23 protein-coding genes are annotated in these 26,087 nt (G+C 69.2%); 9 read left to right on the forward strand and 14 right to left on the reverse strand.

The annotated features are described in order from the left end of the window. Positions 1-28: 28 nt before the first annotated feature. From HH310_RS19140 to HH310_RS19150, 3 genes are read right to left on the reverse strand one after another with little or no spacing between them, the layout of a single operon-like run. Positions 29-466 carry a MarR family winged helix-turn-helix transcriptional regulator gene (locus tag HH310_RS19140; RefSeq protein WP_169176928.1) on the reverse strand — a complete coding sequence of 146 codons (438 nt, stop codon included), beginning with the start codon at positions 464-466 and terminating at the stop codon, positions 29-31. Between the two features lie 53 nt (positions 467-519). Then, complete coding sequence (zwf, locus tag HH310_RS19145; protein WP_169176929.1) at positions 520-1,920, reverse strand: glucose-6-phosphate dehydrogenase; 1,401 nt, start codon at positions 1,918-1,920, stop codon at positions 520-522. A gap of 30 nt (positions 1,921-1,950) precedes the next feature. Further along, a complete protein-coding gene (locus HH310_RS19150; protein WP_169176930.1) occupies positions 1,951-2,904 on the reverse strand; it encodes a GlxA family transcriptional regulator in 954 nt (317 codons plus the stop codon). A gap of 65 nt (positions 2,905-2,969) precedes the next feature. Between HH310_RS19150 and HH310_RS19155 the strand changes: the two genes are divergently transcribed. Next, on the forward strand, positions 2,970-3,122 hold the full coding sequence (locus tag HH310_RS19155) for a hypothetical protein (RefSeq protein WP_169176788.1): 153 nt from the start codon (positions 2,970-2,972) through the stop codon (positions 3,120-3,122). A gap of 52 nt (positions 3,123-3,174) precedes the next feature. After that, positions 3,175-4,329, forward strand: a complete 1,155-nt coding sequence (locus HH310_RS19160) for a hypothetical protein (RefSeq protein WP_169176931.1) — start codon at positions 3,175-3,177, stop codon at positions 4,327-4,329. Here HH310_RS19160 and HH310_RS19165 read toward each other — a convergent pair. Next, the gene (locus HH310_RS19165; protein ID WP_169176932.1) at positions 4,319-5,245 is read right to left on the reverse strand and encodes an LLM class F420-dependent oxidoreductase; all 927 of its coding nucleotides are present in this window, start codon (positions 5,243-5,245) and stop codon (positions 4,319-4,321) included. The two genes, HH310_RS19160 and HH310_RS19165, sit on opposite strands and share 11 nt — an antisense overlap. Before the next feature lie 158 nt (positions 5,246-5,403). Between HH310_RS19165 and HH310_RS19170 the strand changes: the two genes are divergently transcribed. Next, the gene (locus HH310_RS19170) at positions 5,404-6,435 is read left to right on the forward strand and encodes an ABC transporter substrate-binding protein (protein WP_169176933.1); all 1,032 of its coding nucleotides are present in this window, start codon (positions 5,404-5,406) and stop codon (positions 6,433-6,435) included. Between the two features lie 73 nt (positions 6,436-6,508). Continuing rightward, positions 6,509-7,312 (forward strand): ABC transporter permease, encoded by an 804-nt coding sequence (locus HH310_RS19175; protein WP_169176989.1) that lies wholly within the window; start codon positions 6,509-6,511, stop codon positions 7,310-7,312. Here the strand turns inward: HH310_RS19175 and HH310_RS19180 are convergent, their stop codons facing one another. The 4 genes from HH310_RS19180 to HH310_RS19195 form a co-directional block, all read right to left on the reverse strand. Continuing rightward, the gene (locus HH310_RS19180) at positions 7,313-9,277 is read right to left on the reverse strand and encodes a hypothetical protein (protein WP_169176934.1); all 1,965 of its coding nucleotides are present in this window, start codon (positions 9,275-9,277) and stop codon (positions 7,313-7,315) included. Next, positions 9,274-10,140, reverse strand: a complete 867-nt coding sequence (locus HH310_RS19185) for a 5'-methylthioadenosine/S-adenosylhomocysteine nucleosidase (RefSeq protein WP_169176935.1) — start codon at positions 10,138-10,140, stop codon at positions 9,274-9,276. Before HH310_RS19185 ends, HH310_RS19180 begins: the two co-directional genes overlap by 4 nt. A gap of 91 nt (positions 10,141-10,231) precedes the next feature. Continuing rightward, positions 10,232-11,017 carry an SDR family NAD(P)-dependent oxidoreductase gene (locus HH310_RS19190; RefSeq protein ID WP_169176936.1) on the reverse strand — a complete coding sequence of 262 codons (786 nt, stop codon included), beginning with the start codon at positions 11,015-11,017 and terminating at the stop codon, positions 10,232-10,234. Between the two features lie 9 nt (positions 11,018-11,026). Further along, positions 11,027-12,037, reverse strand: coding sequence for an acyl-CoA desaturase (locus tag HH310_RS19195; protein ID WP_169176937.1), 1,011 nt, complete (start codon positions 12,035-12,037; stop codon positions 11,027-11,029). 134 nt (positions 12,038-12,171) lie between these two features. Between HH310_RS19195 and HH310_RS19200 the strand changes: the two genes are divergently transcribed. Together HH310_RS19200 and HH310_RS19205 are read left to right on the forward strand one after the other, a co-directional pair. Next, positions 12,172-13,464: a sensor histidine kinase gene (locus HH310_RS19200; RefSeq protein WP_169176938.1), complete on the forward strand. Its 1,293-nt coding sequence runs from the start codon at positions 12,172-12,174 to the stop codon at positions 13,462-13,464. Continuing rightward, positions 13,416-14,051: a response regulator transcription factor gene (locus tag HH310_RS19205; protein WP_169176939.1), complete on the forward strand. Its 636-nt coding sequence runs from the start codon at positions 13,416-13,418 to the stop codon at positions 14,049-14,051. Before HH310_RS19200 ends, HH310_RS19205 begins: the two co-directional genes overlap by 49 nt. A 130-nt stretch (positions 14,052-14,181) precedes the next feature. Here the strand turns inward: HH310_RS19205 and ligD are convergent, their stop codons facing one another. Further along, positions 14,182-15,147 carry a non-homologous end-joining DNA ligase gene (ligD, locus tag HH310_RS19210; RefSeq protein ID WP_169176940.1) on the reverse strand — a complete coding sequence of 322 codons (966 nt, stop codon included), beginning with the start codon at positions 15,145-15,147 and terminating at the stop codon, positions 14,182-14,184. A 27-nt stretch (positions 15,148-15,174) separates the two neighbouring features. Beyond that, a complete protein-coding gene (locus HH310_RS19215; protein WP_169176941.1) occupies positions 15,175-16,884 on the reverse strand; it encodes an acyl-CoA dehydrogenase in 1,710 nt (569 codons plus the stop codon). Positions 16,885-17,031: 147 nt separating this feature from the next. On the opposite strand from HH310_RS19215, the gene HH310_RS19220 reads away from it, so the two are divergent. The 3 genes from HH310_RS19220 to HH310_RS19230 all read left to right on the forward strand — a co-directional run bounded on the left by HH310_RS19220 (position 17,032) and on the right by HH310_RS19230 (position 20,559). Next, the gene (locus tag HH310_RS19220; protein WP_169176942.1) at positions 17,032-18,657 is read left to right on the forward strand and encodes an alpha/beta-hydrolase family protein; all 1,626 of its coding nucleotides are present in this window, start codon (positions 17,032-17,034) and stop codon (positions 18,655-18,657) included. Between the two features lie 14 nt (positions 18,658-18,671). Then, positions 18,672-19,712 carry an oxidoreductase gene (locus HH310_RS19225; RefSeq protein ID WP_169176943.1) on the forward strand — a complete coding sequence of 347 codons (1,041 nt, stop codon included), beginning with the start codon at positions 18,672-18,674 and terminating at the stop codon, positions 19,710-19,712. Positions 19,713-20,085: 373 nt separating this feature from the next. Beyond that, positions 20,086-20,559, forward strand: a complete 474-nt coding sequence (locus HH310_RS19230; protein WP_211192333.1) for a hypothetical protein — start codon at positions 20,086-20,088, stop codon at positions 20,557-20,559. A 703-nt stretch (positions 20,560-21,262) separates the two neighbouring features. Here the strand turns inward: HH310_RS19230 and HH310_RS19235 are convergent. The 4 genes from HH310_RS19235 to HH310_RS19250 all read right to left on the reverse strand — a co-directional run bounded on the left by HH310_RS19235 (position 21,263) and on the right by HH310_RS19250 (position 26,030). Beyond that, positions 21,263-22,966, reverse strand: a complete 1,704-nt coding sequence (locus tag HH310_RS19235) for a glycosyltransferase family 39 protein (RefSeq protein WP_169176944.1) — start codon at positions 22,964-22,966, stop codon at positions 21,263-21,265. 38 nt (positions 22,967-23,004) lie between these two features. Next, positions 23,005-24,657 (reverse strand): AMP-binding protein, encoded by a 1,653-nt coding sequence (locus tag HH310_RS19240; RefSeq protein ID WP_169176945.1) that lies wholly within the window; start codon positions 24,655-24,657, stop codon positions 23,005-23,007. Between the two features lie 63 nt (positions 24,658-24,720). Next, on the reverse strand, positions 24,721-25,143 hold the full coding sequence (locus tag HH310_RS19245) for a hypothetical protein (RefSeq protein ID WP_169176946.1): 423 nt from the start codon (positions 25,141-25,143) through the stop codon (positions 24,721-24,723). A gap of 47 nt (positions 25,144-25,190) precedes the next feature. Beyond that, the gene (locus HH310_RS19250) at positions 25,191-26,030 is read right to left on the reverse strand and encodes a CDP-alcohol phosphatidyltransferase family protein (RefSeq protein ID WP_169176947.1); all 840 of its coding nucleotides are present in this window, start codon (positions 26,028-26,030) and stop codon (positions 25,191-25,193) included. Between the last annotated feature and the right edge of the window lie 57 nt (positions 26,031-26,087).

Below are 26,087 nucleotides of genomic sequence, written 5' to 3' on the forward strand. Positions count from 1 at the left end.
TTTTTTACGGATATGGGGGCGGTTTGTGTCATTTCTCGACCAGTTTGTCGAGCAGCAGCAACGCCTCCAGGACGGTCTGCCGCTGCTCTTCGGTGAAATCGTCGGCGAACGCGCGCGAAAGCCACTCCTCCCGGGCTCGACGCGAGCCGGCGATGGCTTCGCGGCCGGCCTCGGTGAGCGAGATGACCTGGCGCCGGCCGTCCTCGGGGTCGGGGGCGCGCTCGATCAGCCCGTGCTCCTGGATCGCGGCGAGGGTCGCGGCCATCGACTGCGGCCGCATGCGCTCGGCGGCGGCCAGGTCACTCATCGAGGCCGGGCCGTTCTTCTCCAGGCGGCTGAGCACCGCGGTCTGGGTGGGGGTCAGATCACCGAAGCCGGCCACCTCGCGCAGCCGCCGGCGCAGGCGGCTGACCACCACCCGCACCTCGCGTGCCGCCTGAAGGGCCGACTCCGGAACGTCCGTCACGGGTCAAGCGTAAACTCTTCAGTTAAAACTGACCAGTCTTGCCTGAAGAACCGTTACTGGCCCAGCAGCCACCGGTGCGGTGCCGCGAGCTGACGGGCCGCCGCCGGACCCCACGAGCCCGGCTTGTACGTGTGCGGCTTCGGCCGGTTGTCCAGCAGCGGCTCGATCGTCCGCCAGGTGGCGGCCAGGCCGTCCGGGCGGGTGAACAGCGCCCGGTTGCCGATCAGCACGTCGTGGATCAGCCGGGAGTACGCGGGCAGCGGGTCCGCGTCGGGCAGCCGGTCGAGCGGGAGCACGACCGAGGCCGGTTCCACGTCCGCCGTCACGCCCGGTTTCTTGGCCAGGAACGACAGCTCGATCTGGCCGTTGCCGGCGAGCGAGAAGGACAGCACGTTGCTCTGCGGCGGAAGATCCGGCCACGGGCTCTGTGGCTTCTTCAGCACGATGCTCACCCGCTGCGCGCTCTCCGCCAGCATCTTCCCGGTGCGCAGCAGGAACGGCACGCCCCGCCAGCGCGGATTGTCGATCCACACCTTGGCCGCCACGAACGTGTCCGTGACCGAGCCCCGGCGAACGCCCTTGAGCTGCTTGTACCCGGCGTACTGGCCGAGCACCACCTCGGCCGGGTCGATCGGCCGGAAGGCGCGGATCACCTTTTGCCGGGCGGCCTGCAGGGCGTTCGGGTCGAAGCTTTCCGGCGGTTCCATCGCGACCTCGGCGGCGACCTGGAACAGGTGGGTGACCACCATGTCGAGGATCGCGCCGGTGGCGTCGTAGAAAACCGCGCGGTCGCTGACGTCGAGCGTCTCCGGCACGTCGATCTGCACGCTCTCGACGTGCTCCCGGCTCCACATCGAGGCGAACGCCTCGTTGGCGAACCGGGTCACGTGCAGCTGCTGGGTCGCCTCCTTGCCGAGGAAGTGGTCGATCCGGTAGACCTGCTCCTCGCCGAGCACGCGGTGCACGAGCCGGTTGAGTTTGTGGAACGACTCGGGCGACGTACCGAAGGGCTTCTCGTAAACGACCCGCGCGCCCTCGGCGAGACCGTGGGCGCCGAGCCCGCGGGTGATCTCCGGGAACGCGACCGGCGGGATCGCCAGATAGTGGATCATCTGGGCCTCGGCGCCGAACTCCTTGCGCGCCTCGTCGATCACGTCGAGCAGGCTGCCCGGGTCGTCGCTGTCGAAGCCGCCGCCGGCGAACCGCAGCCGGGACGCGAACTCACGCCACGGACCCTTCGCGGGCGCCGGGCCGAACTGCGTCAGGGATTCCCGTACGCGCTGCCGGAAGTCCTCGTGCGAGACGTCGCCGCGACCGTTGCCGATGAGCACCCACTGCTCGGGCAGAAGTCCCTCGATCGCCAACGTGTAGAAGGCCGGCAGCACCAGGCGCTTGGAGAGGTCGCCGGTCGCACCGAACAGCACAAACACCACGGGGCCTGGAGTCGTCGCCATGCCGGAGATTGTCCCCCAGCACGGGCGTCCTCACACGGGCTGTGATCGGAACAACCCTCGATACGCCTGAGGCGTGGTGCTCAAACGCTGGCCGAAGTGATGCCGGAGAGTCGCGGCGCTGCCGAACCCGGCCCGCACCGCGATCGTGTCCACGCCCAGATCGCTGTCCTCCAGCAGGCGGCGGGCGAACAGCACCCGCTGGTTGGTGAGCCAGTCATGCGGAGTCGCGCCGATCTCGCTGCGGAACCGGCGGGCGAACGTCCGGGGTGCCATGTGCGCGAGCGCGGCCATCGACTCCACCGAGTGCGGCTGACCGATCGTCTCGATCACGTGGGCGAGCACCGGCTGCAGCGTCTCGCACTCGATCACCGGCAGCGGCGCCTCGACGTACTGCGCCTGGCCGCCGTCGCGCTGCGGCGGCACCACCATCCGGCGGGCGATCATGGCGGCGACCGCCGAGCCCTGCTCCCGGCGGATCAGGTGCAGCCCGGCGTCGATGCTCGCGGCGGTGCCGGCGCTGGAGAGGATCTTGCCGTCCTCGACGAACAGGACATCGGGGTCGACCTCGGCCAGCGGGTGCCGGCGGGCCAGGTCCGCGGCGTGCCGCCAGTGCGTCGTGCAGCGCCGGCCGTCGAGCAGGCCGGCCGCGCCGAGCGCGAACGCGCCGGTGCACACGCTCATCACCCAGGCGCCGCGCTCGGCTGCCCGGCGCAACGCCATGATCGCCTCGGCCGGTACGTCGTGGTCGAGCCCGTAGGGCACCACGGCCACCAGGTCGGCCTCGTCGAGGCGGGAGATGTCGTGCTGGACGTCGATCGAGATGCCCGCGCCGGTGCGCACCGGGCGGCCGTCGACCGTGGCGACGGCGAAGTCGTAGCCCGGGAGGCCGTCGGCGGTGCGGTCGCTTCCGAAGAGCTCGCAGAGCACTCCGAGCTCGAAGACACCCACGTCGGCCAGGGCGAGAACGGCGATGTTGCGCAGCATGTGACATAGCCTACGGCCGATTGGCAGGATTTTGAAGGTGTATGGCATCTCTGCCACTTCCGACCATGACTCAGCGCGACGATGCTGAACACATGGAAATCATTCTTGCAGCATTCGTCCTGGTCATCCTGGTTGCTTCGATCGCCGGCTGGACCGTCGACACGCGCGACAGCGCCGACTGGAAACCCACCAATGGCGGGTTCCGGTCAAACACCTGATATCGCCGCCACCCAACTGCAGCCCGGCGGAACTGTTTGGCACAGTGGACGGATGCTGACCGACGTCGACCTGCCCGCGCCGGGCCTGCTCTGGCCCCGATGGGTCACGCTCGCCGCGTCCCTGACCGGGATCGGCTGGTCGGACGTCTGGTACGTGGACGACGAGGGCGCGCACTACGACGATCACGGCGGGACGTGGGCACGGTTCGCACTGCTCGACGGCGCGCGGGCCGTTTTGTTCGGATATGACCGCGAGCACAGCGCCACGGCCGACGCCGATCCACCGATCGACCTGCTCACCGGCGCGCCTTCGTGGCTGCCGTGGGACGCACTGACCCCGCTGGCCGAGTCCGACCGGCTGGGTTTCGTGGTGTGGCACGAGCAGGGCCGCTGGTCCCGGGTCCGCTACCGCGACGGCGTCGGCGACGGGCTGGTCGAGGCGGTGGGCGCGGTGCTCAGCGGCGAGAACGCGATGGGCCAGCTGACCGAGATCATCGCCGAGTGGGGGCGGCACGAGCTGGACACGCCGCAGGAGCGCGACGAGGTCCGCGCCGCGAGCGAGCAGATGCTGGCGGCCGCGGTCCGGGGCGTGATCTCGGCGAACGAGTTCGAGCGGCTGCTGGGCCGGGTGCCCGCTCTCGATCTCAAGGCGGCGCTGTTCGCGGCCGGGCGCGGCGGCGTCACCGCCGGGACCCGCCCGCCGCGCATCCCGGCCGGGGTGCGGCCGACGATGCGCCGCGTCCGGCGGCTGAGCCGCGGCGAGCACGACCGGCTGATCTGGGCCGCCATGCAGGACGCGCGCGAGCTCGACCGGATGCGGCCGCCGCACACCGACGAGCTGGACGCACTGGTGGCGTGGATGCGCGAAAGCGCGGTCGGCACGGTCATGGCCTATTCGGACGCCACGAGCGTCAGCATCCAGGGGCGGGAAGCGGATCAGCAGCTCAGCCGGCTGCTGAGCGCTCTGCGCCGCGCCGAGGCCGACCCCCGGCACGGCAGCTGGCTGTTCCTGCTGGTCGAGACCACCGCCACCGACGTGCGCGCGGAACGCCACTACGACTCGTGGCCGCCGTGGTGGCCGGACGACGAGGGCCCGTGGCGCTCGCACCTGGTCGAGGAGATGGACGCCCGGGATCCACGGTGGCGGCCGGGCTGGACCAGGCTGCTCGACCCGTCAGTCGCCTACAAGGAGAGCTCTACGAGGTGAGCTGAGGCAGCACGTCGGACGCGATCACGTCGAGGTGGCCGAGGTCGGTCATGTCGGTCACCCGCAGGTGGACGCGGCCCGCCCCGATCTCGGCCATCTCGCCGATGCGCTGCACCAGTGCGGCCGGCGAGCCCTCCACCGGGTCCTCCGGCGGCAGCGCGCTCGACACGTGCAACGGTGCGGCGCGCTGGGCGATCTCGCGATCGTTGCGCCCGACGGCAACCACGATGCCGGCGGAAAGCAGCAGGTCACGGTCGTGCCGAAAACACGCCTCCCGTACGCGGTCGAACTGCTCCGCGGTCTGCGCCACCGACTTGAACGGCATGTTGTACTCGTCCGCGAACCGGGCGGCCAGGTCGGGGGCGCGTTTCTGACCTTTGCCGCCCATGATGATCGGCGGATGCGGACGCTGCACCGGGCGGGGCAGGGCGGGCGCGTCCACGAGGCGGTAATGCGAACCTTCGTACGAAAAGGTCGACCCATCCGGCGTACGCCATAAACCGGTGATCACCGCGAGTTGTTCGGCCAAGCGATCGAAACGCTCGCCGACCGGCGGGAAGGGGATGCCGTAGGCGACGTGTTCGCGTTCGAACCACCCGGCGCCCAGACCGAGCTCGACGCGGCCGCCGCTCATCTCGTCCACCTGAGCCACCATGATCGATAGTGGACCCGGGAGCCGGAACGTCACCGAGTTGACCATCGTGCCCAATCGGATGGTTTTCGTCTCGCGCGCCAGACCCGCAAGGGTGACCCACGCGTCGGTGGGACCGGGCGGCATCGGCGCCGGACTCATCGCCCGATAGTGGTCGGCGCGCAGCAGGCTCTCAAACCCCAGTTCCTCGGCGTGCCGGGCTAATCGCAGCTGCGTGTCGTATGTGGCGCCGCGATGCGGCTCGATGAACAGGCCTACGCGCATCTAGTGTCTCCTCGCATAACCGGCTCATCATGATCGATCAGTCGTTCGGCGTCTACTTCGACCTTTGAGACAAAGTTGTCATCGATACATCGACCAGTTTGCCCTACGATCGCCCGTCGGGGCACGACTGTCCCCCGAACGTCCCGGGAAGGATCACCGTGCAGAGAAGGACCCTCGTACTCGCCGGCGCTCTCGCCGTCGCGCTGAGCGTGACGGCCGGTTGCAGCGACGACTCGAAAGACGATGGTGGCGGCGGCAACGGCGGCCAGGCGCTGGAGAAGGTCGTCTACCTGACCTCGTTCGGCAACTTCGGGCGGGACTCCTACGCGTACGTGGCCAAGGAGAAGGGGTACTTCAAGGACGCCGGATTCGACGTCGACATCAAGCCGGGCGCCGGCACCGGCGAGAACATCAAGCAGATCGTCGCCGGGAACGCGCTGTTCACCCCGACCGACCTGACCGGCGGCCTGCTCTCGGCCGGCGGCAAGGACAAGGTCACCGGCTTCGTCGCGGTCGCGGGCATCCAGCAGCGCACGATGGCCGCGATCATGGCGCTCGACGGCAGCGGGATCACCTCCCCCAAGGATCTCGAGGGCAAGACGCTCGCCGACCAGCCGGGCTCGGTGGTGCGCATGCTGTTCCCGACCTACGCGAAGCTGGCGAAGGTCGACGACACCAAGGTCAAGTGGATCAACAACCCGGCACAGACGCTGATCGGCACGCTGGCCACCGGCAAGGTCGCGGGCATCGGCCAGTTCGTGGTCGGCAAGCCCACCGTGGAGAACGTCGCGAAGGGCAAGAAGGCGGTCGTCCTGCCGTACAGCGACTACCTCCAGGACCTCTACGGCAACGTGCTGATCACCAACACCGAGTACGCCAAGGCCAACCCGGAGAAGGTCAAGAAGTTCACCACGGCGCTGCTCAAGGGCCTGGCCGACTCGATCAACAACCCGGCCGAGGCCGGCAAGATCATGACCAAGTACGTGCCGACCTCCAACGCCGACGGTGTGGCCGCCGAGCTCACCCTGATGGAGCCGTTCGTGCGGTCCGCCGCGGCCGGTGTGCCGGTGGGCGCGCTGGACGCCGAGCGGGTCGCCCGTAGCATCGCCATCCTGCAGGGATCCGGCCAGATCGACGCGGGTCTGAAGCCGGAACAGGTCATCGACTTCGACCTGGTTCCCAAGGCCTGACGAGATCATTCGCGGTGGGCGGGCCGGCGTGCGCGCCCACCGCACCCGATAAGGAGCTTCGGTGCAGGAGACCATGACCGCGCCCGCCGCCGTATCGGCCGCCCGCCCCTCCCGGCGCTCGCCCTCGGCGGTGCTGTGGCCGTTGATCGGCGTGGTGGTGGCCGTAGCGGTCTGGTGGCTGGCGACGGCCGCCTTCGACATCCAGACGATCATCCTGCCGTCCCCGCCGGAGGTGGTGGACGGCTTCCGGCGCTACCCGTCGTTGCTGCTCAACGCCACCTGGGACACCACGCTCAACGCGGTGCTGGGCTTCACCCTCTCGGTCGTGGTCGGCGTCGCCATCGGCACCGCGATCGCCGCGTGGAAGCCGTTCGAGCGGGCGTTCGCGCCGCTCCTGGTCGCGATCAACGCGGTGCCGAAGGTCGCGCTGGCGCCGCTCATGGTGGTCTGGTTCGGCTTCGGCACCACGCCGATCCTGGCGATGGCCTTCCTGGTGTGCTTCTTCCCGATCGTGCTTTCCACCGCCACCGGCCTGATCAGCACGCCGGCGGATCTCGCGGAGCTGGCGCGCTCGCTGGACGCGTCGCGTTTCCAGACGTTCCGGGCGTTCCGCGTGCCGGCCGCCCTGCCGCAGATCTTCGTCGGTCTCAAGCTGGCGATGCCGCTCGCGGTCATCGGCGTCTCGGTCGGCGAGATGCAGTCCGGCGCCACCGACTCCGGCCTCGGCACGATCATCGTGCAGACCAGCGGTCAGGGTGACACCTCGACGGCCTTCGCGGCGCTGGTGCTGATGGCGCTGGTCAGCATCGTTCTCTACTACCTGCTGGTGCTGCTGGAGTGGCTCGCTCTGCCGTGGGTGCGCGCGACGACGGCGTAGCTAGCTGGCCCGGCGATACGCCGGGCCCTTCCACCAGCGCCGCCCTTCGGCGGCGACCCCTTCCAGCACGAACAGGGTGTTGCGCAGTCCGGTGGCATCCTGTGCGCCGGCCGCCAGGATGTCCGGGTCCTCGTCGGTCTCCGCCTGCCCGGGTTCGGTCACGTCGACCTCGATGCTGTCGCCGTTGACGAGAAACAGCCGGAACTCCCGGGCACCATCGTCGCGCTCCTGCACCCGGACGGCGGCCACCGCGTCGTAGCGGTAGTTGGTCCGCTCCCAGTCGTGCAACGTCGCCGCCGCGAAGTCCAGCTCGACGGTCACCTGCCGGACCCCGTCCGCGGTCAGCAGGAACACCAGCAGCTGGTAGCGCGAGAACCGCCACGGGCCGTTCTTCGCCCGCGCCTTGCGACTGTCGCCGCCGCGCGCCTCCAGCGAGGCGTACGCGCTGATGTCGCTCCACTTGAGCTGGTACGTCTCCAGCGCCCGGTGCAGCAGCATCCGGCGGTCACATTCGAGCCAGCGCGCCATGTCCATGTCCGTGGGCCGGTCGGACAGCCGATGCCGCCAGCGCTGAAACTCGAACCAGTACGTGGTCATGCGCTGGTCCCGCTGGAACTCCTCGACCGTTGCGCGCCGCCGCTCGGCGAGAATGTGCAGCCCGGTCAGCACCGCGACCCAGCCGGTTACGGCCAGCACGGCGACCGCCTCCACCGTGCGCAGCGGATTCTGCCGGGCCGCGGCCTGAATCGCCCACACCATCCCGACCATGGCGGCGACGGCGCCACCCGCGGTGAAAGCCTTGGTCTGCGGCAGGACACTCCAGCGCTGCCGGTAGCCGACCAGCGTGCCGTCCACCCACTGCTGTTTGATCTCGCGGACCTGGAACCTGATCAGCCACTTGATCTGGTCCGCCCGCACCCGCGTCTCCCGGTACGCCTCGACCATCTCGTCGCGGAGCAGGCTCATCGGCACGTACGAGTCGACATACCAGGTCGCGCTGCCGGGACCGTCCGGGGCGTACTTGCGGGCGTACCGGAGATACATCTTGTCGACCTTGCGAGCGAAACCCGCCCGGGGCGCGGCGTCACTCGGCAGCCGTGCGATCCGCCGCAGCCGCTCCTCCTTGCGCCGCTGCTCGTCCCGGAACCGCCACTCCGCCCCGTTGACGACGGCCACTCCCGCGGCGACCACGGCCAGCGTCAGCATGATCAGTGCCGGCGCGTCGTCGTTCTGGAGCAGCAGCCAGCCGATCACCCCGACGGCACCGGCGACGACCGCGGTGGTGAGCCCGGCGAGACCGAGCTGACCGGCGGAGACGTCGGCCGGCTTCACCGCCCGGGTCCGAGGGTTCGCCGGATCCGGTTCGAAGAACATCCACACCCGGTCCTCGCGGCGCTCGGTCTTCTGCCCGGCCCTGGCCTGATACACCTCCTCGTGCCACAGGTCGTCCTTGAGCGACCCGTGCAGGACGCGTTCGAGGTGTCGCAGCACTTCGCCGCGCATCTCGTCGTCGAGCCGATAGATGCTCGCCTGCACCTGCGCGGACACACCTTCGTCGGTGCTGCGGGACCGGCTGGCGGTAACCAGCTCGCGGACCGCGTCGATCCCCCGCGACCAGGTGTTGCGTGGCAGCGAGCCGATCTGCCGTTCCGCCGCGGTGTAGCTCTGCTCGTCCTCGGCGGTGAGCTCCCAGAGCGTGCGCCCGCTGAAGAAGGCGAGCAGCCAGTAGAACCAGACTTCGTTAGAGGCGCGAATCGAGCCGGTGACCTCGGAGAGCAGGGCGCGCGCCGTGGTCGCCTGCCCCGAGGCGAGGTGGTTGAGTGCGATCTCAAACTTCTCGTCCGGTGCGGCAGCGTCGGGAACTTGGTAGTAGCTGTTGTAAACGCCACCGTGAATTGTCCCAGCGACGGCCCCGTGGCTGCCCCCGTCCGCGCGGACGTTGGTGCCACCACCGTCGCCGGTCACGACGGCCGTCCTTGGTTGTGTACGTCGCCGTTGATGACCCCGGCGACCGCACCGTGCCGGCCGCCGTGCACCTCGACGTGGATGTCCGGGCCCTCCCCCGCGTCCGCTCGCGTCCCCGCCGGCACGGCGATGAGGTCGGCGGCCAGCGCGGCGGCGAAGCCCGCGGCGTTGCGCGCGGCTTCCGCCTGCGACCGCCGGTCGCCGTGCTGCGTGCCGCCCGCGCCTTTGGCGGCAGTTTGTGACTTCGTGCCGTCGGCGCGGTCGCTGATGGCGCGGATGACGCCGACCGGGGTGCCGCTGAGCTGCCCCGCCTGGGCGGCTCCGGCGGCCTCCATCTCGATCGCCAGCGCGTCGTCGTAGTGCTCGCCGATCCAGCGCCGGTGCGGGGAGTCCGTCGCGTCGTGCAGCACCTCCCCCGAGGCGACGGGACCGAACCGCACCCGGCCGAATCGCCGGGCGAGGTGATGGGCGGCCTGCTGGACGCGGTGATCGAGCTCCCAGACGCGGGGCCGCGACTTGGGCCCGGCGTCGCGGGCCGCCGCACCGTGGTACGCGTACACGTGCGTGGCCGCGACGATGTCGCCGAGTATCAGATCCGGCTTGAGGGCTCCCGCCACCCCGGCGAAGAGCACTGCGATCGGCGAGAACCTGCGGATGGCGCGCTCGGCGATGACCGCCGAGGGATGGTTCCCTTTGCCGGTGAGGGCCAGGACGACTTCCCCACCCGCGTAGAGGGTCCCGGTCTCGAACAGCGTGCCGGCCACGGAATCGAGCCGGTGGACGGTGACGAGCCGTTCCCGGACGGCTCGGTATTCAACGTCAAGGGCACTGAGAATCACGACCAGCGATCGACGCTCGTTCATGTCATCAACCCAACGTGGTGTCGGAGCAAGAACGGGTTACGAGGAGGCGATACACATCGTCGCCGCTGGTCCTACCGAAGACCTACCGCCGTTACGTCGTGACGTTCAGCCAGCCTCCGTCCACGTAATACGTCGAGCCCACCGAGTACGAGGCGCGCTCCGAACACAGGAACACGAAGAAGTCGGCCACCTCCTCGGGCGTCGCGAACCGGCCGATCGGCGCGTTCTCGTCGGCGATCTTCTGCAGGTACTGCTGCCAGGTCTGGCCGGTGCCCTCGGTCAGCAGCTTCGCGGTCTTGACCCAGTCGCCGGTCATGACCAGGCCCGGGTTCACCGCGTTCACCCGGATGTTGTCGCCGATCAGCTCGTTGGCCAGGGTCTTGGAGAACATGACCAGCGCGGCTTTCGTCACGTTGTAGATCGGCTCGTAGCCCAGCGGCTGCGTGGCGCAGATCGACGCGTTGTGCAGGATCACGCCGCCGCCGCGGGTCTTCATGCCGGGGGCGAGCGCACGCGCCAGCCGGACCGCGGCCATCACGTGCAGCTCCCAGTACATCTGCCAGCGCTCGTCCGGCGCCGTCATGATTTTTTCTTCGCTGCCGGTGCCGGCGTTGTTGATCAGGATGTCGGCAGCCCCGAACGACTCCCGCACGGCACCGGCGACCGCGTCGGCACCGGCCGGTTCGGTCAGGTCGGCGGGGACGGTGACGACGCGTACGTCCTTGATCTCGGCGGCGACCTCCGCCAACTGCTTCTCGTCGCGGGCGCACAACACGAGATCGACACCTTCGGCCGCGAGGCCGTGCGCGATCGAACGGCCGATACCGGCGCTTCCCCCGGTGATGACGGCAACCTTGCCGGCGAGGCGTAAGTCCATGGTGGCAGGCTAACGCCCGCGCAACTCGGCCCCGACGTCGTGCAGGTGGCGCAACCCTTGCGCGTACGACTCGGCGAGACCGGTCAGCTCGTACGGGACACCGATCTCCCGGCAGTACGCCTGCACGATGGGCTGGGCCTTGCGCAGGTTCGGTGTCGGCATCGCCGGGAACAGATGGTGCTCGATCTGGTAGTTCAGGCCGCCGAGCGCCGTGTCGACCAGCCACCCGCCGCGCACGTTGCGCGAGGTCAGCACCTGCTTGCGCAGATAGTCCTCGGTGCCGTCGGGATGCGGCATGCCCTTGTGGTTCGGCGCGAACGTGAGGCCCAGGTAGATCCCGAACAGCGCGTGGTGGACCACGAAGAACACGAGCGCCTGCACCGGGTTGAGCACCAGCAGCAGAGCCGAGACGTAGAAGATCAGGTGGGCGGCGAGCAGACCGGCCTCGAGGCGGCGCTGCTTGACCGTGCCGTCGCGCAGCGCCCGGATGCTGTCCCGCTTCAGCGACAGGCCCAGCAGGGTGAGCAGCGGGAAGAAGAAGTACGCCTGGTAGCGGGTCAGGAATCCCTTGCCGCGGGCCGCCTCCCGGCTCCAGACCAGCACGCCGGGCCCGACATCCGGGTCGAGATCGTCATGGTTCGGGTTGGCGTGGTGCTTGGTGTGCTTGTCCATCCAGTAGCCGTAGGACATGCCGATCGCCAGGTTGCCCGCGATCCGGCCGGCTCGGGCGCTCGGCTTGTTGGTACGGAAGACCTGCCGGTGCGCGAGGTCGTGCGCGACGAGGGCGACCTGCGCGAACACCACCGCGAGGAAGACCGCGACGAGGAGCGTCCACCAGGAGGCGCCGATGACGAAGAAGGCCGTCCAGCCGCCGATCAACGCGGCGGCGACGAGCCCGAGGCGTACGGCGTAATAGGCCGGTCGCCGCCGCAGCAGCCCCGCCGCGTTGATCCGTCGTTGCAGTTCGGAGAAATCGCTGCCGGCCGTTGTCGTGCGTGGCCGTTCCGCCGTCGTTGTCATGCGATCAAGGCAACCCGAGCGGGACGGCTTGCGCAGTCGGGCCAGTCCCCCTCTTTGTGGTCGTGCCAGGCCCACCAGGAACAGTAGTGCTAGCACTACTGAGATCATGGCACCGGCGGCCCAGGATGATGGGCATGGACTCACGGGACTGGGTGCGAGACGGATTGCGAGCGCTGGCCGGCGGCGTGCTTTCGATCGCGCTCGCGGTCGCCAGCCTCCCGCTGTTCGTGTTCTTCGTGCTGGCGCTGGCGCTGACCCCGGTGTGGGGCCTCGGCTTCATGCTGCTGCCGCTGGCCACCCGGCTGATCCGGGCGCGGGCCGACGTGGCCCGCAGCCTCGCGGGCGGCTTCGGTGTGCCGATCGCGAGCCCTTATCGGCCCCGGCCGGAGAAGGGCAGCGTGGTCGGCTGGCGCCGCTACAAATGGATCGTCACCGATCCGGCGACGTGGCGCGATTTCGCCTGGTTGCTGCCCGGCGCGATCATCGGCTTCGCGCTCGGCGTGCTGTCGCTGATCATTCCGCTGTACGGGCTGCAGGGCATCGTTCTGCTACCACTGTGGATCTATTTGGGCACCGGCTGGTACGGGTACGGCGTGACCTGGCCGATCCACAGCGTGGGCGAGGGTTTCCTGTCGCTGCCGCAGGGCGTGCTGATCCTCGCCATCGGGGTCGCCCTGGCGCCTTATCTGCGACGCTTCGACGCGTTGTTCGCCCGGCTCCTGCTGGCGCCCACCCGCAACGCCGAGCTGTCGCAGCGCGTCACCGAGCTGACCGTCACCCGGGCTGACACGGTCGACGCCCAGGCCGCCGAGCTGCGCCGCATCGAGCGCGACCTGCACGACGGCGCGCAGGCCCGGCTCGTGTCGCTGGGCATGACGATCGGCCTCGCCGAGGAGATGGTGGACCGCGACCCGGACACCGCACGCAAACTGCTCGCCGAGGCACGCGAGGTCAGTTCCACCGCACTGGTCGAGCTGCGTCATCTGGTCCGCGGCATTCATCCGCCGGTGCTGGCCGAGCGCGGGCTCGACGGTGCGGTGCGGGCACTCGCCCTCAACCTGCGGATACCCACCAATGTGGACTCCAGCGTCGAGGAGATCGGCCGGCTCGACACGCCGGTGGAGTCCGCCGCCTATTTCGCGATCGCCGAGATGCTTACGAACGCGACCATGCACAGCGGCGCCACGTTCGCCTTCGTCTCGATCAAGCGACTAGGCGACACCCTTCTCATCGAGGTGGGCGACGACGGCCACGGCGGGGCGGACCGATCGAAGGGCACCGGCCTGCGCGGAATTGAGCGTCGCCTGGCGGCCTTCGATGGCACGATGGCGGTGTCCAGTCCGCTGGGTGGGCCGACCATCGTGACCATGGAGCTGCCGTGCGTGTTGTCATCGCCGAGGACCATGCTCTCCTCCGGGACGGATTGACCCGGATCCTGGAGGCGTTCCACCTCGACGTCGTCGCCACGGTCGAGGACGGGCCGTCGCTGCTGCCCACGCTGGTCGAGCGGCAGCCGGACGTGGCGGTGGTCGACGTGCGGTTGCCGCCGACGTTCACCGACGAGGGCCTGCAGGCCGCCATCGCCGCTCGCACCGAGGTGCCGGGCATGCCGATCCTGGTGCTTTCCCAGCATGTCGAGCCCCTGTACGCGCGGGAGCTGCTCTCCGACCGCAACGGCGGCGTCGGATACCTGCTGAAGGATCGGGTGTCCAATGTGGCCCAGTTCGTGGACGCGGTGCACCAGGTGGCGGGCGGCGGCACGGTCATGGACCCGGAGGTCGTGGCCCGGTTGCTCGACCGCCGCGCGCCGCTGGACGTGCTGACGAGCCGCGAGCGCGAGGTGCTCGCGGAGATGGCGGCGGGCCGGTCGAACGTGGCGATCGCCGGGCGGCTGTTCGTCAGCGAGAAGGCGGTGAGCAAGCACATCAACAACATCTTCACGAAGCTGGGCATGCCACCGTCGGACGACAACAACCGCCGTGTGCTGGCCGTCCTGGCCTACCTGAACGGCTGACGCGGCGCGGACGCTCGCGCCGCCTGGGCGGCGGGCGGCTGGCGCCTGGGCGGCTGGCGGCTGGGCGGCTGGCGGCTGGCGGCTGGGCGGCTGGCGGCTGGCGGCGGCTGGGCGGCGTAGAAACCCGGCGCTAGTCGGCGTCTGCGGGCCCCTCCAGGCCGGCTTTCTCGTCGCGGGCCGCCCACTCCAGCAACGGCTCCAGCGAGAACGCCTCGTCGTCGATCGTGGCGTGCAGGTCGCCCAGTTCGGCGAAGCGGGCGGGCACCGTCTTCACCGTGAACTCCCGCGGCTCCACCGACGGGATCTCGTCCCAGGTCACCGGCGTCGAGACGGTCGCGGTGGGGACGCCGCGGACCGAGTACGCGCTGGCGATCGTGTGGTCGCGCGCGTTCTGGTTGTAGTCCACGAACAGCTTCGCCGGGTCGCGGTCCTTGCGCCACCACGTGGTCGTCACGTCGTCCGGCGCCCGGCGCTCCACCTCCCGGGCGAAGGCCAGCGCCGCCCGCCGCACGTCACCGAAGCCCCAGTCCGGATTTATCCGGACATAGATGTGCAGGCCGCGGCCGCCAGACGTCTTCGGATATCCCCGAATGCCCAGCGAATCCAGCACTTCGTGCGCGACCCCGGCCACCCGCCGAACCCGGTCGAACGGGCAATCCGGCATCGGATCCAGGTCGATGCGCCATTCGTCCGGCTTCTCCGTGTCGGCGCGGCGGGAATTCCACGGATGGAATTCGACCGTGGACATCTGCACCGCCCAGATCACATCGGCGGGCTTTGTCACGCACAGTTCGTCGGCATGCCGGTTATAGCGCGGAAACGTCACCCGCACCGTCTCCAGCCACGGCGGCGCACCATGCGGCACCCGCTTCTGGTGGACCTTTTCACCGGCCAGCCCGTCCGGGAACCGGTGCAGCATGCACGGCCGCTCCCGCAACGCGCGCACGATCCCGTCGCCCACGGACAGGTAGTAGTTGACCAGGTCGAGCTTCGTCAGGCCGAGGTCGGGAAAATAGACGCGGTCCGGGTTCGAGACGCGCACCGAGTAGTCGCCGACCTCGACGTCGGTCGCCGGGGACTTGCCAGCTGCCGCCATGAAGCCAACCTAGCCCGAGATCAGCGGTCAGAGGTGGGTGTCGTCCAGGTCGGCGAGCAGGGTGTCCCGCGACTCCAGCAGATCCAGCAGCGGCCCGATGCGCGGCAGCTCGTGTGTGAGGAAGTAGCGCGCGGCCAGCCGCTTACCCTCGTAGAACGCCTCGGTCGACCCCGCCGGGACGGCCGACAGCTGAGAAACCCACATCCAGGCGATCACGAGATGACCGGCCGCTTCCAGGTACGCCGTGGAGTTCGCCAGCGCCACGGTCGGCGAACCCGATTCCCACAGCCGGGCCGTGACCGCTTCGAGCCGATCACACGCGTCGAGGACCGCCGGCGACGACTTCGCGTCCGCCCGGATCCGCGACAAAAGTAATCGCAGCCCGGCCCCCTCGGACATGACGACCTTGCGACCGAGCAGATCCAGGCCCTGAATCCCATCCGTACCCTCATGAATGGAATTAAGCCTATTATCGCGATAAAACTGTTCTACCGGATATTCGCGCGTATACCCGTACCCGCCGTAGATCTGAATCGCGTGATCGTTGGCCAGACGGCACCACTGCGACGGCCACGCTTTCACGATCGGCGTCAGCACGTCCAGCAGCAGGTCGTTCTCCGGCGACGGCTCGTCCAGCAACTTTGCCGCGTAAAGGACAAGAGCGAGACCCCCTTCCACGTACGCCTTGGAGGCCAGCAGCATCCGGCGGACATCCGGGTGACGAATGAGAGGGACCGCGGGCGCCGACGGATCCTTGTCCGCCACGGGACGCCCCTGGGTTCGCTCACGGGCGTACGAAAGCGCATGTAAATATCCCGTGTAGCCGAGCGCCACCGCGCCCGCGCCGACCCCGATCCGGGCCTCGTTCATCATATGGAACATGTACGCGAGACCGCGCCCCTCCTCCCCCACGAGATAGCCGCTCGCGTCCTCGAACGACAGCACCGCGTTGGTGGTGCCACGGAACCCCATCTTGTGGTTCAGCCCGGCCAGGACGACGCCGTTGCGGCCGGTGACCGTCCCGTCGGCCGCGACGTGGTGTTTGGGCACGATGAACAGCGACAACCCCTTGACTCCGGCCGGTGCGCCGGCGGCCCGGGCCAGCACCAGATGCACGATCGTCTCGCTCAGCTCATGGTCGCCGCCGGAGATCCACATCTTGCTGCCGGTGATCCGGTACGTGCCGTCGCCGCGCGGGGTGGCCCTGGTCAGCACGTCACTGAGCGACGACCCGGCCTGCGGCTCGGACAGGCACATCGTCCCGGTGAAGCGCCCGTCGAGCATCGGCTTCGCGTACGTCTCGATCTGTTCCGGCGTCCCGTAGCGCAGCAGCAACGACGCGTTGGCCATGGTCAGCATCGCGTACGAGGCGGTCCCGATGTTCGCGGCCTGGAACCACGCGAAGCAGGCCCGCGCCACCACGTGCGGAAGCTGCAGCCCGCCGACCGAGGCGTCCATCGTGCTCGCCGGCAGCCCGGTCTCGTTGAACACCTTCAGCGCCGCGGCGACCTCGGGCACGGTGTCGACGCGTACCCCGTCAAAGGTTGGCTCTTCGAGGTCGTTGCGCCGGTTGTGCGGGGCGAAATCCCGCTCGGCGATCTGCGCGGACACGTCCAGGAACGCGTCGAACGTCTCGCGCGAATGCTCGGCGAACCGGTCCCGCTCGGTCAGCGCGGTCACGTCGAGCCATTCGTAGAGCAGGAAGTCGAGATCACGCCGCGACAGGATCGTGGACATCGGAGGCACCGCCGTTCGATCGAGGACCCTCATTCTGCGGGGGAATAGTCCAAGTTGTCGACGACCGCACAAGTTGCGCCTTGCCAGCGGTGGCCGAACAGGAAGATTCTGCGAACACCGGTGTTCCGGCGACGGGAGCGGGGTCGGATGCGCGTTCGGATTCCTGCTTCCGCGATCCGTGGCCTCAGCCTGACCGGCTTCGGCATGGCCGCGTTCTTCTACTGCCTGTCCTACACGCCGTCGCTGCTGCCCCGGCCGTGGTTTCTGCAGGGCGTGGTCGCCGGGCTCACCGCCTCGATCGGGTACGCGTTGGGCACCGCGATCGGCGCGCTGGTGCGGTTGTGGTGGTGGCCGTCGCGACGGGTCGAACGGATCGCGTGGGGCATCCTGCTGGCCCTCGTTCCCGTGCTGATCGTGGTCTTCCTCTGGCTCGGCACGCGCTGGCAACGAGAATTACGCGTACGCCTCGGCACCCAGCCCCAGCAGGAATACGACTGGATCCGCACGGTCGGGATCAGCCTGCTCACGTTCGGCCTGTTGCTGCTCGTGGCCCGGATGCTGCGCCTCGCCATCTACCTGACGTCGCGGTTGTTCTGCCGCCTGGTGCCCGAGTCGGCGGCGTACTGTGCGGGGTTCGTCATCGTCACCCTGCTCAGCTACACGGCCTTCGACGGACTGCTGGTCGACAACTTCTACACCACCGCCGACCGCTCCGCCGCGATCACCGACAGCGGCACCGGGCGCGGCGTCGTGCGACCCGCCTCGGCGCTGCGATCCGGCAGTCCACCATCGCTGGTCGCCTGGGAGTCGCTGGGCCGTCAGGGGCGCAACTTCGTGGCCGGCGCCCCGACCAGGCAACAACTTCAGGCATTCTCCGGCCGTACGCCCGTGGACCCCATCCGCCTGTACGCCGGGCTCGCCTCGGCCGGGACCCCGCAGGACCGCGCCGCACTCGTGGTCCGGGAGATGGACCGCACCGGTGCGTTCGACCGTGCCGTGATCGCGGTCTTCACCCCGACCGGGACCGGCTGGGTGGACAACGACGTCACCAGTTCCCTCGAATACATGTACGGCGGGGACACCGCGCTCGTCTCGATGCAGTATTCGTACCTGCCCAGCTGGATCTCCTTTCTCGTGGACCGGTCCAAGGTGGTCGAAACGGCGTCCGCGCTGATCACCGCGGTCCGGTCCCGCTGGGCCGCGATGCCGGTCGCCACCCGCCCGAAGCTGCTGATCTTCGGGGAGAGCCTGGGCACGTACGGGACGGAGAAGACGTTCGGCAGCGCGGAGAACATGGTGGCGGGCGCCGACGGGATCCTGCTGGAGGGGCCGACCTTCGCGAACCCGATCCATCAGCGGCTGACCAAGGCCCGCGTCCCGGGGACCCCGGTGTGGGACCCGACCTATGACGGGTTGCCGGTCTCGTTCGCCTCCACGGCCACCGAGCTGCGATCGTTGTCCGGCCCGCCACCGAAGGTCGTCTACATGCAGAACACGTCGGATCCGGTGGTGTACTGGAGTCCCTCGCTGCTCTGGCACAAACCACGGTGGCTCAGCGACCGGCGCGGCCCGGACATCAGCCCCGACATGCACTGGTACCCGGCGGTCACGTTCTGGCAGACCGCCACGGATCTGCTGTACGCCAACAAGGCGCCGATCGGGCACGGCCACGTCTACAAATCCGGCACCGTCGACGGCTGGGCGGCGCTGGCACCCCCGCCGGGCTGGACGGTTGCCGACACCGTACGGCTGCGGCAGTTGCTGGACCGCTGATACATTCTCGGCGCATGACGCTACAGCGAAAGTTGTCGATAGCTGTCGCCGGCGTGGCGGTACTCGTCGCCTCGGCCGGCTTCTCGTCGCACCCGTCCCCCGGGTGGCGGCTCACGTCCACCGGGGTGACCACCCAGTTCCGCGGCCTCGACCCGGTCAGCTCCCGGGTCGCCTGGGTGGCGGGCGCCGCCGGAACGATCCTGCGCACGGTCGACGGCGGCCGTTCCTGGCAGTCGGTGGGCCCCGCCGCGGCTGCCACCCTGGAGTTCCGCGACATCGAGGCGTTCGACGCCACCCGCGCCGTGGCCCTGACCATCGGCACCGGCACCGACTCCCGCCTGTATCGCACGTCCGACGGCGGCCGCTCGTGGACCGAGACGTTCCGCAACGAGGATCCGGCCGCGTTCTACGACTGCGTGACCTTCCTCGACGCGCGGCACGGCCTCGCCCTGTCCGACCCGGTGGACGGCAAGTTCCGCATCCTGGCCACTTTCGACGGTGGCCGGTCGTGGCAGGTCCGGCCGCCCGCCGGGATGCCGCCCGCGCTGACCGGCGAGTTCGCCTTCGCGGCGAGCGGCACCTGCCTGGTGTCGGCCGGCGGCCGCGCCTACTTCGCCAGCGGCGGCGGCAGCTCATCGCGCGTGTTCACCTCGCGCGACCTGGGGCGGACCTGGTCGGTGGTGTCGACGCCGATCCCGAGCGGCCCCAGCGCCGGCATCTACAGCCTGGCGGTGCGGCCGTCCGGCGAGGCGATCGCGGTGGGCGGCGATTACGTCACCCCGACGGCGGCACCGTCCGGGGCGGCTTATCTTCGCGGCCATTCGTGGACGGTCGCCCGTAAGGTCCCCGGCGAGTACCGCTCGGGTTCCGCGTGGGTGGGCCGTTCGTCGACGGCTTTGGCGGTGGGCCCGACCGGCAGCGACATCTCATACGACGCGGGCCGCACCTGGAAGCGCTTCGACACCGGAACCTTCGACGCGGTGGCGTGCGCGTCGGATGGTTCTTGCTGGGCGTCCGGCGCCCAGGGCCGCGTCGCGCGCCTGACCTTCCACTGACCGGCCGGGAGGGCCGCGCATCGGGCGCGGCCCTCCCGTTCGGCGCGTCGGCACCTGGCCCTCGCCGCGACATCTCCCGGCGGCTCGGGGACCGGACATGAGCTGGTGTCTAGCGAATTGACACTTGCTGTCCCATCGCTGGACACTTATCGTTTGTGAGACCAAGAGAAGTTGAATCGCGGATCCTTCAGCTGGGTGGCTGGCACGTCCGCACGAGGGGTTCACACCGTCTCTACCGTGCCTCGAAGACGGAAGTGAACGAGAGCATCACCGCACAGACGTCCGTAGCGTTTCACCCAGGGGACGTTCCCGGCGGAACACTTCATAAGATCCAGAAGGACATGGTCCCAGTGTTTGGGGAGGGATGGCTCCTGTGACCGATAAGACCTACCACGTCGTCGTCACCCATGAGAACGGCGCCTGGCTGGCGGACGTCCCCGGCCTGGCCGGCGCGCACACCTTTGCCAGGAACATCCCCAGCCTCCAAAAGGCGGTCCGCGAGCTCATCGCTCTGATCGAGGACCTTCCGGAGGGTGCCGAGGGCGACCTCAACCTGGACTTCGAGTACCGGATCGGCATCCCGGAAGTGGAAGCCGAGACACGGCAGTTGCGGGCCGATCGCGAGCGAATCCGCCGGGAGGAAGAGGATCTGGCTCAGCGCACCGTCGCCGCGGCCAAAACCCTGGTCGACCAGTACCGGTTCTCGGTCCGGGACGCGGCCGCACTGACGGGCGTTTCGAAACAGCGGATCTCGCAGCTGGCGCCGACCAAAAAGCCGGCCAAGCGAGCCGCGAACCAGCCTCCGGCACTCCGAAACAGCGACACGCCTAAGCGGAACGCTCGCTGAGGGCCCGCGAGCCACTGCGGGCCGCCGCATGCCTGAGTCCACGGGGCTGAATCGGTGCGCTACTCCCATTATTTGAGAGGCGTCCCGGCCACCGTAACTGTTCAGCTGGTTCCGTCGGCCGGGAGTCCACGTGCGAGGCGGCGCCGCCAGGTCCGGGCAGGTCCCAGCTCCCCACAGTGGCCGCCCCACCCGGGCGTGGGGAGCCGCGACGCCGAGGAGGTTGCGGTTGCCCACACCGCAGCCACCCCCACCCGGGCGTGGGCAGTCGCGACGCCGAGGAGGTTGCGGTTGCCCACACCGCAGGCACCCCCACCCCGGTGTGGGCACCCGCCACGACCGGGAGGTCCCGGCTCCCCACAGCGACGGTCCGCGCAGGTCCGCCGCGCATGGCCAACTCATCGGAGCGTGAGCGGCGCGAGAAACAGCTGAACAGTTCCACGATGCGAGCGGTTGGTCCACATAGTGAGACAGCTCGACGAGCGTCGCCATCGTCGCAACACAACCGCCGTCTCAGCGTCCGTCGGCCCGGACGCCGCGGAGGCGAGGATCGCTCGCCTTGCCGGAACTCGGCACCGGCGCCAGCACTCGGCGCCGCACCCGGGAAAGCTGCAAAGCACCGCCAGACGCGGCCATACTCGATGGTGTCGAGCACGTTCGCGAGGCTGGCGCGCAAGCCGGACGCCGTAATCGCCGGGGATCGCGCCTACGGGCGCCGATAGATGGTTATCGAGTAGCCGACCTCGTCGATCGGGGTCGACGTGTCGATCAGCTGCTTCAGCCGGCCGCTCGCCAGGGCCACTCGCGAGTCCGACACCACCAGCAACCCGTGCACCTGGTCGATCGGCACGGATGTCGGGTTCTTCGCGTGGATGCCGTAGTAGCCCGGCACGCCGCTGCCCTTGTACGACAACCACACCGGCTGCCCCGGATAACGCTGCCGCAGGTGCGTGGCCAGCCGGGCCAGATCCTGTCCCCAGTCGACGTTCGCGTCGTGCAGGTTGTTGTGTGTGTTGGCGGTGCCGCCGAAGGCCTCGTTCGAGTAGGGCAGGTAGTACGGGAACGTCCGCACCGAGCTCACCGCCACGAACACGACCAGCAGCACCGCCGCCACCTTGACCCAGGCCACCCGGGTCAGCACGACGGTGGACGCCACGATCGCGAAGAACATCGGCATGAAGATGACGTAGCGGGTGCCGTAGTCGCGCGCCCCGGTCATCGCGACCAGCATCAGCACCGCCGCCGGCGCGATCAGGTAGAGCGACGCCACCCGCAGCGTGCGCTTGGCCAGCAGCGTCAGCGTCCCGATCACCCACAGCGCCAGCATCCCCAGCGGCATCTTGATCAGCAGAGCGACGGGCAGGTAATACCAGAGGCTTCCCTGGTACGCCCGGCCGAGCAGAAACCCGTTGAAGGTCTCCGACTCGAACTTGAACTGAATCAACACCCCGTCCCGGTACGCCTTCGGCAGTGGCAGCAAGTCGACGGCCAGCCCGCGCAGCCCCCCGGGATGCGGCAGCCCGGCCGGCGTCGTCCACCGCAGCCGCGGGTCAACCGCGAGGTAGACGACCCACACGACGGCCGCCGCGATGATCCCGACCCCGATGGCCGCGACGACCCGAAGTCCGAACTCTCGCCAGCCCGCGCCGGAGCGAACCCTCGCGACGGCCGCGCGCAGCCGACCACCCGAGGGAACAACCTGCCCCGATTCAGCCACGCCACCGGAAGATCTCACGGCACCACCCAGGCGACGCAAAACCCACGGCGCCGGCGATAGCAACACCAACAACAACACCATCGGAATCGCCGGCAACGCACTCATCCGAGTAGCCAGCGACGCCCCCAACGCCACCCCCGCCAACGGCAGATAGAGACCCGGCCGCTCCCGGGACCGCCACAACATCCAGAACGTCGTCAGCAACAACCCCGCGGCCGGCACATCCAGGGTCGCCAGCGAGCCGTGCGCGATCACATCGGGCGAGAACGCGTACAACGCCAGCGCCATCAACCCGGCCCACCGCCCGGCGAGGTCGCGGGCGAAGAAGAACACCACCAACCCGAACAGCAGCGTCAGCACGATCATCGGCAGCCGGGCCGCGAGCATCAGCCGGAACGGGTTGTTGCCCGTCTCGTACAGCAGATGCCGGCCCAACTGGGTCTGATTGCCGCGGAACCCGGGGTCCAGCTTGGCGTGGGTGAACGCCAGCCCGGCCGCCATCACCAGCTTCGCCAGCGGCGGATGCTCCGGGTTGTAGAGCACGATGTGCTGCTGCCGGTAGACCTCCGCGGTCGACACGTACACCGGCTCGTCGATCGTGGGCGACTGCTCCACCGCCGTGGTGACCATCGCGAACGCCATCTGGCCCAGCAACAGCACCACGGCTAGCGGAAACAGCAGCCGTCGGAGCATCGCGCCAATCTAGCCCGGCCGACCTCCAAGATCACGGATCAACCGAGGAATTCTCCGGGCGGAGTGACACCGTCCTGTGCGTGCTTGGTGTGTTCGAGGGCGCGCAGTTCGACCCGCCGGATCTTTCCGGAGATCGTCTTGGGTAGGTCGGCGAACTCCAGGCGACGGATTCTGGCGTACGGCGGCATGTGCTCACGGGCGTACGCGAAAATGGCCGAAGCGGTCTCCGCCGAGGGTGACCACCCCTCGGCCAGGACGACGTAGGCCTTCGGCACGGCCAGCCGCACCGGGTCGGGCGAGGGCACGACCGCGGCCTCCACCACCGCCTCGTGCTCGATCAGCACGCTCTCCAGCTCGAACGGCGAGATCCGGTAGTCGGACGCCTTGAACACGTCGTCGGTCCGCCCGACATAGGTGATATATCCATCGTCGTCGCGCGAGGCAACGTCCCCGGTGTGGTAGTAGCCGTCGGTCATCCGGGACGCGGTCAGCTCCGCGTCGCCGTGGTATCCGACCATCAGCCCGGTCGGCCGCGGTTCCATCGCCACGCAGATCTCACCCTCCGGCGCGGGCGCTCCGGTCACCGGGTCGAGCAGCTCGATGCGGAAACCGGGCACCGGCCGGCCCATCGACCCGGGCAACACCCGCTGCCCCGGCGAATTCGCGATCAGCACGCTCGTCTCGGTCTGCCCGAAGCCGTCGCGCACGGTCACCCCCCACGCCTTGGCGACCTGGTCGATCACTTCCGGGTTCAGCGGTTCGCCGGCACCCACGACCAGGCGGGGAGGCGTACGTAAGGCGGTCAGATCGTTCTGGATCAGCATTCGCCAGACCGTGGGAGGCGCGCAGAAGCTGGTGACGCCGCCGCGATCCATGGCGGCCATCAGCCGGGCCGCGTCGAAGCGCGAGTAGTTGTAGATGAACACGCACGCCTGCGCGTTCCACGGCGCGAAGACGTTGCTCCACGCGTGCTTCGCCCAGCCCGGCGAGGAGATGTTGAGGTGCACGTCGCCGGGTCGCAGCCCGATCCAGTACATCGTCGACAGATGCCCCACCGGGTACGACTGGTGGGTGTGCTCGACCAGCTTCGGCGACGCGGTCGTCCCGGACGTGAAGTAGAGCAGCAGCGTGTCGGTCGCCCGGGTCACGCCGTCAACTTCGAAGACCCCGGTTCCCGCGTACGCCTCCGCGAAGTCCCGATCCACGGCGATCTTGGTGACCCCGTCCACCGCCGCGAACTTGTCCAGGAACGCGGTCGTGGTGACCACGTGCCGGGCGCCGCCACGGGCCACCCGGTCCGCCGCGTCGGCCGGCCCGAGCAGCGGCGTCGCCGGGATCAGCACCGCGCCCAGCTTGACCGCGGCGAGAATCGTCTCCCACAGTTCGGCCTGGTTGCCGAGCATGAGCACGATCCGGTCGCCGCGGCGCACGCCCTTGGCCCGCAGCCACATCGCCACCTGGCTCGACCGGTGCGACATCTCGGCGTACGAGAAACGCCGTTCGCTGCCGTCCTCCTCGACGATCCAGAGCGCGGGAGCGTCGTTGCCCGCGGCGATCACGTCGAACCAGTCCAGCGCCCAGTTGAACTCGTCGAGCTCGGGCCATCGGAAGCCGTCGACCGCGTGGTCGTAGTCCTCGCCGTGAGCGAGGAGAAAGTCGCGCGCGGCGCGGAAGGTCTCGGTGGCTGCCATGCGGCTCAGGGTCCTACCGGCCGCCTTCCGGCGCTACCCCCGCGCGGGGGTGGCGCTCGCTTGTCAGACGCCGACCATGCGGGTGGCCACGAAACCCCGATCGACGTCGCCGGTCACCGACGCCATCTCCAGCGACATGCCGTCGCGCAGGGCGTCGGCCGGGCTGGAGCGGGCCAGGTTGCGCTTGCTTTCCCCGTACGCCTCGGCCGAGTACGCCTGCACGCAGGCGTCACCCGGGAGCGCGAGTTGCGCCGCGGGCCGCCCGGCGACCTCGAAGTGCAGGTGCGGCCAGCGTCCGGCCTCGGTTGCCGGGAAGACGCTGGTGAAGGTCACCCAGCCGTTCGCGTCACTGCCGGCGAGCGAGCCGTCGCCGTCGCAGTGCCACAGCCGGACCTCGCCGCCGGAGATCGGGCGGCCGGAACTGGTGCTGGTGAGACGCAGTTTGACGGTGAGCGGCACCCCGCCCTCGACGCGCGATCGGTCCATGACGTCCATTAGGCGCCCGCCGGGTTGCAGCACGGTTGCCCGTTCGGTTAGATAACGGCTTCCTCGGGGATCTGGCGGGCGTAGTACTCGTTCTTCGCCGCCGTCAGCCGGCTCGGGAAGGCCCGCGTCGCCCGCCAGAACTTGTAGATCAGGAAGCACTCGAAGGCGACCAGCAGCGCGCCGGAGACGATCGTGACCGGGATGATCAGGCCGGTCAGCGGGCCGATGATGAAGACGCCCATGTGGTATTCGATGCCGCTGAACAGATGCGTGCGGATCCGGCGCGCGCGCAGCCACCGGCCCAGCCGCCGCTTCGGCGAGGCCTCCGGCTCGTCGCCCTCGTCCGCCCGGCTCAGCCGCACGGTGTCGTCGAGTGGCTGCTTGAACTCGGCGATCTGGTCCTTCATGCCGCGACGGATCTTGCTCATCTCGAGGCTGTTCAGGTATCGGAACATGTCGAGGAAGATCACGACGGCCGCGAGGTACAGATAGATCAGCTGGTGGGTGCGCGCGTACTGCCCGCCCATCAGCGCGAAGGCGCACGCCAGCACGCGGACCCGGTCGAACACGTAGTCGAGCCACTGCCCGAACAGCGAGCCGGTCCCGTTCAGCCGGGCGATCTTGCCGTCCATGCAGTCGACCACGAAGCTGAGGTGGAAGAGCACCGCGCCGACGACCAGCCACCAGCGCGAACCCTGCGCGAAGAAGGCCGCCGCGACCAGCCCGATGAGGGTCGCGATCACGGTCAGGAGATTCGGGGTGATCCGCTTGTGCGGCGCCACCACGCGAACCAGGCGCGATGCGAGCGGATCGACGAGAAGCACGGTCCACCATGCATCGACCGGCTTGTAGGTGCGCTCCCGGATCTCCGGCAAACTGACCTTCACGCCGGGACACTCTAGAGGTTAAATGCAGGCTAACGCCACGTGTCCGACGATGAACTG

The organism is Actinoplanes sp. TBRC 11911 (assembly GCF_012933445.1).
Lineage (GTDB): Bacteria > Actinomycetota > Actinomycetes > Mycobacteriales > Micromonosporaceae > Actinoplanes.

Bases quoted from the DNA above. Each gene is read 5' to 3' on its own strand.
- zwf (WP_169176929.1), bottom strand. From the start codon at position 1,920: ATGGCGACGACTCCAGGCCCCGTGGTGTTTGTGCTGTTCGGTGCGACC.
- HH310_RS19150 (WP_169176930.1), bottom strand. From the start codon at position 2,904: ATGCTGCGCAACATCGCCGTTCTCGCCCTGGCCGACGTGGGTGTCTTC.
- HH310_RS19155 (WP_169176788.1), top strand. From the start codon at position 2,970: ATGACTCAGCGCGACGATGCTGAACACATGGAAATCATTCTTGCAGCA.
- HH310_RS19160 (WP_169176931.1), top strand. From the start codon at position 3,175: ATGCTGACCGACGTCGACCTGCCCGCGCCGGGCCTGCTCTGGCCCCGA.
- HH310_RS19165 (WP_169176932.1), bottom strand. From the start codon at position 5,245: ATGCGCGTAGGCCTGTTCATCGAGCCGCATCGCGGCGCCACATACGAC.
- HH310_RS19175 (WP_169176989.1), top strand. From the start codon at position 6,509: ATGACCGCGCCCGCCGCCGTATCGGCCGCCCGCCCCTCCCGGCGCTCG.
- HH310_RS19185 (WP_169176935.1), bottom strand. From the start codon at position 10,140: ATGAACGAGCGTCGATCGCTGGTCGTGATTCTCAGTGCCCTTGACGTT.
- HH310_RS19190 (WP_169176936.1), bottom strand. From the start codon at position 11,017: ATGGACTTACGCCTCGCCGGCAAGGTTGCCGTCATCACCGGGGGAAGC.
- HH310_RS19195 (WP_169176937.1), bottom strand. From the start codon at position 12,037: ATGACAACGACGGCGGAACGGCCACGCACGACAACGGCCGGCAGCGAT.
- HH310_RS19200 (WP_169176938.1), top strand. From the start codon at position 12,172: ATGGACTCACGGGACTGGGTGCGAGACGGATTGCGAGCGCTGGCCGGC.
- ligD (WP_169176940.1), bottom strand. From the start codon at position 15,147: ATGGCGGCAGCTGGCAAGTCCCCGGCGACCGACGTCGAGGTCGGCGAC.
- HH310_RS19215 (WP_169176941.1), bottom strand. From the start codon at position 16,884: ATGTCCACGATCCTGTCGCGGCGTGATCTCGACTTCCTGCTCTACGAA.
- HH310_RS19220 (WP_169176942.1), top strand. From the start codon at position 17,032: ATGCGCGTTCGGATTCCTGCTTCCGCGATCCGTGGCCTCAGCCTGACC.
- HH310_RS19225 (WP_169176943.1), top strand. From the start codon at position 18,672: ATGACGCTACAGCGAAAGTTGTCGATAGCTGTCGCCGGCGTGGCGGTA.
- HH310_RS19235 (WP_169176944.1), bottom strand. From the start codon at position 22,966: ATGCTCCGACGGCTGCTGTTTCCGCTAGCCGTGGTGCTGTTGCTGGGC.
- HH310_RS19240 (WP_169176945.1), bottom strand. From the start codon at position 24,657: ATGGCAGCCACCGAGACCTTCCGCGCCGCGCGCGACTTTCTCCTCGCT.
- HH310_RS19245 (WP_169176946.1), bottom strand. From the start codon at position 25,143: ATGGACCGATCGCGCGTCGAGGGCGGGGTGCCGCTCACCGTCAAACTG.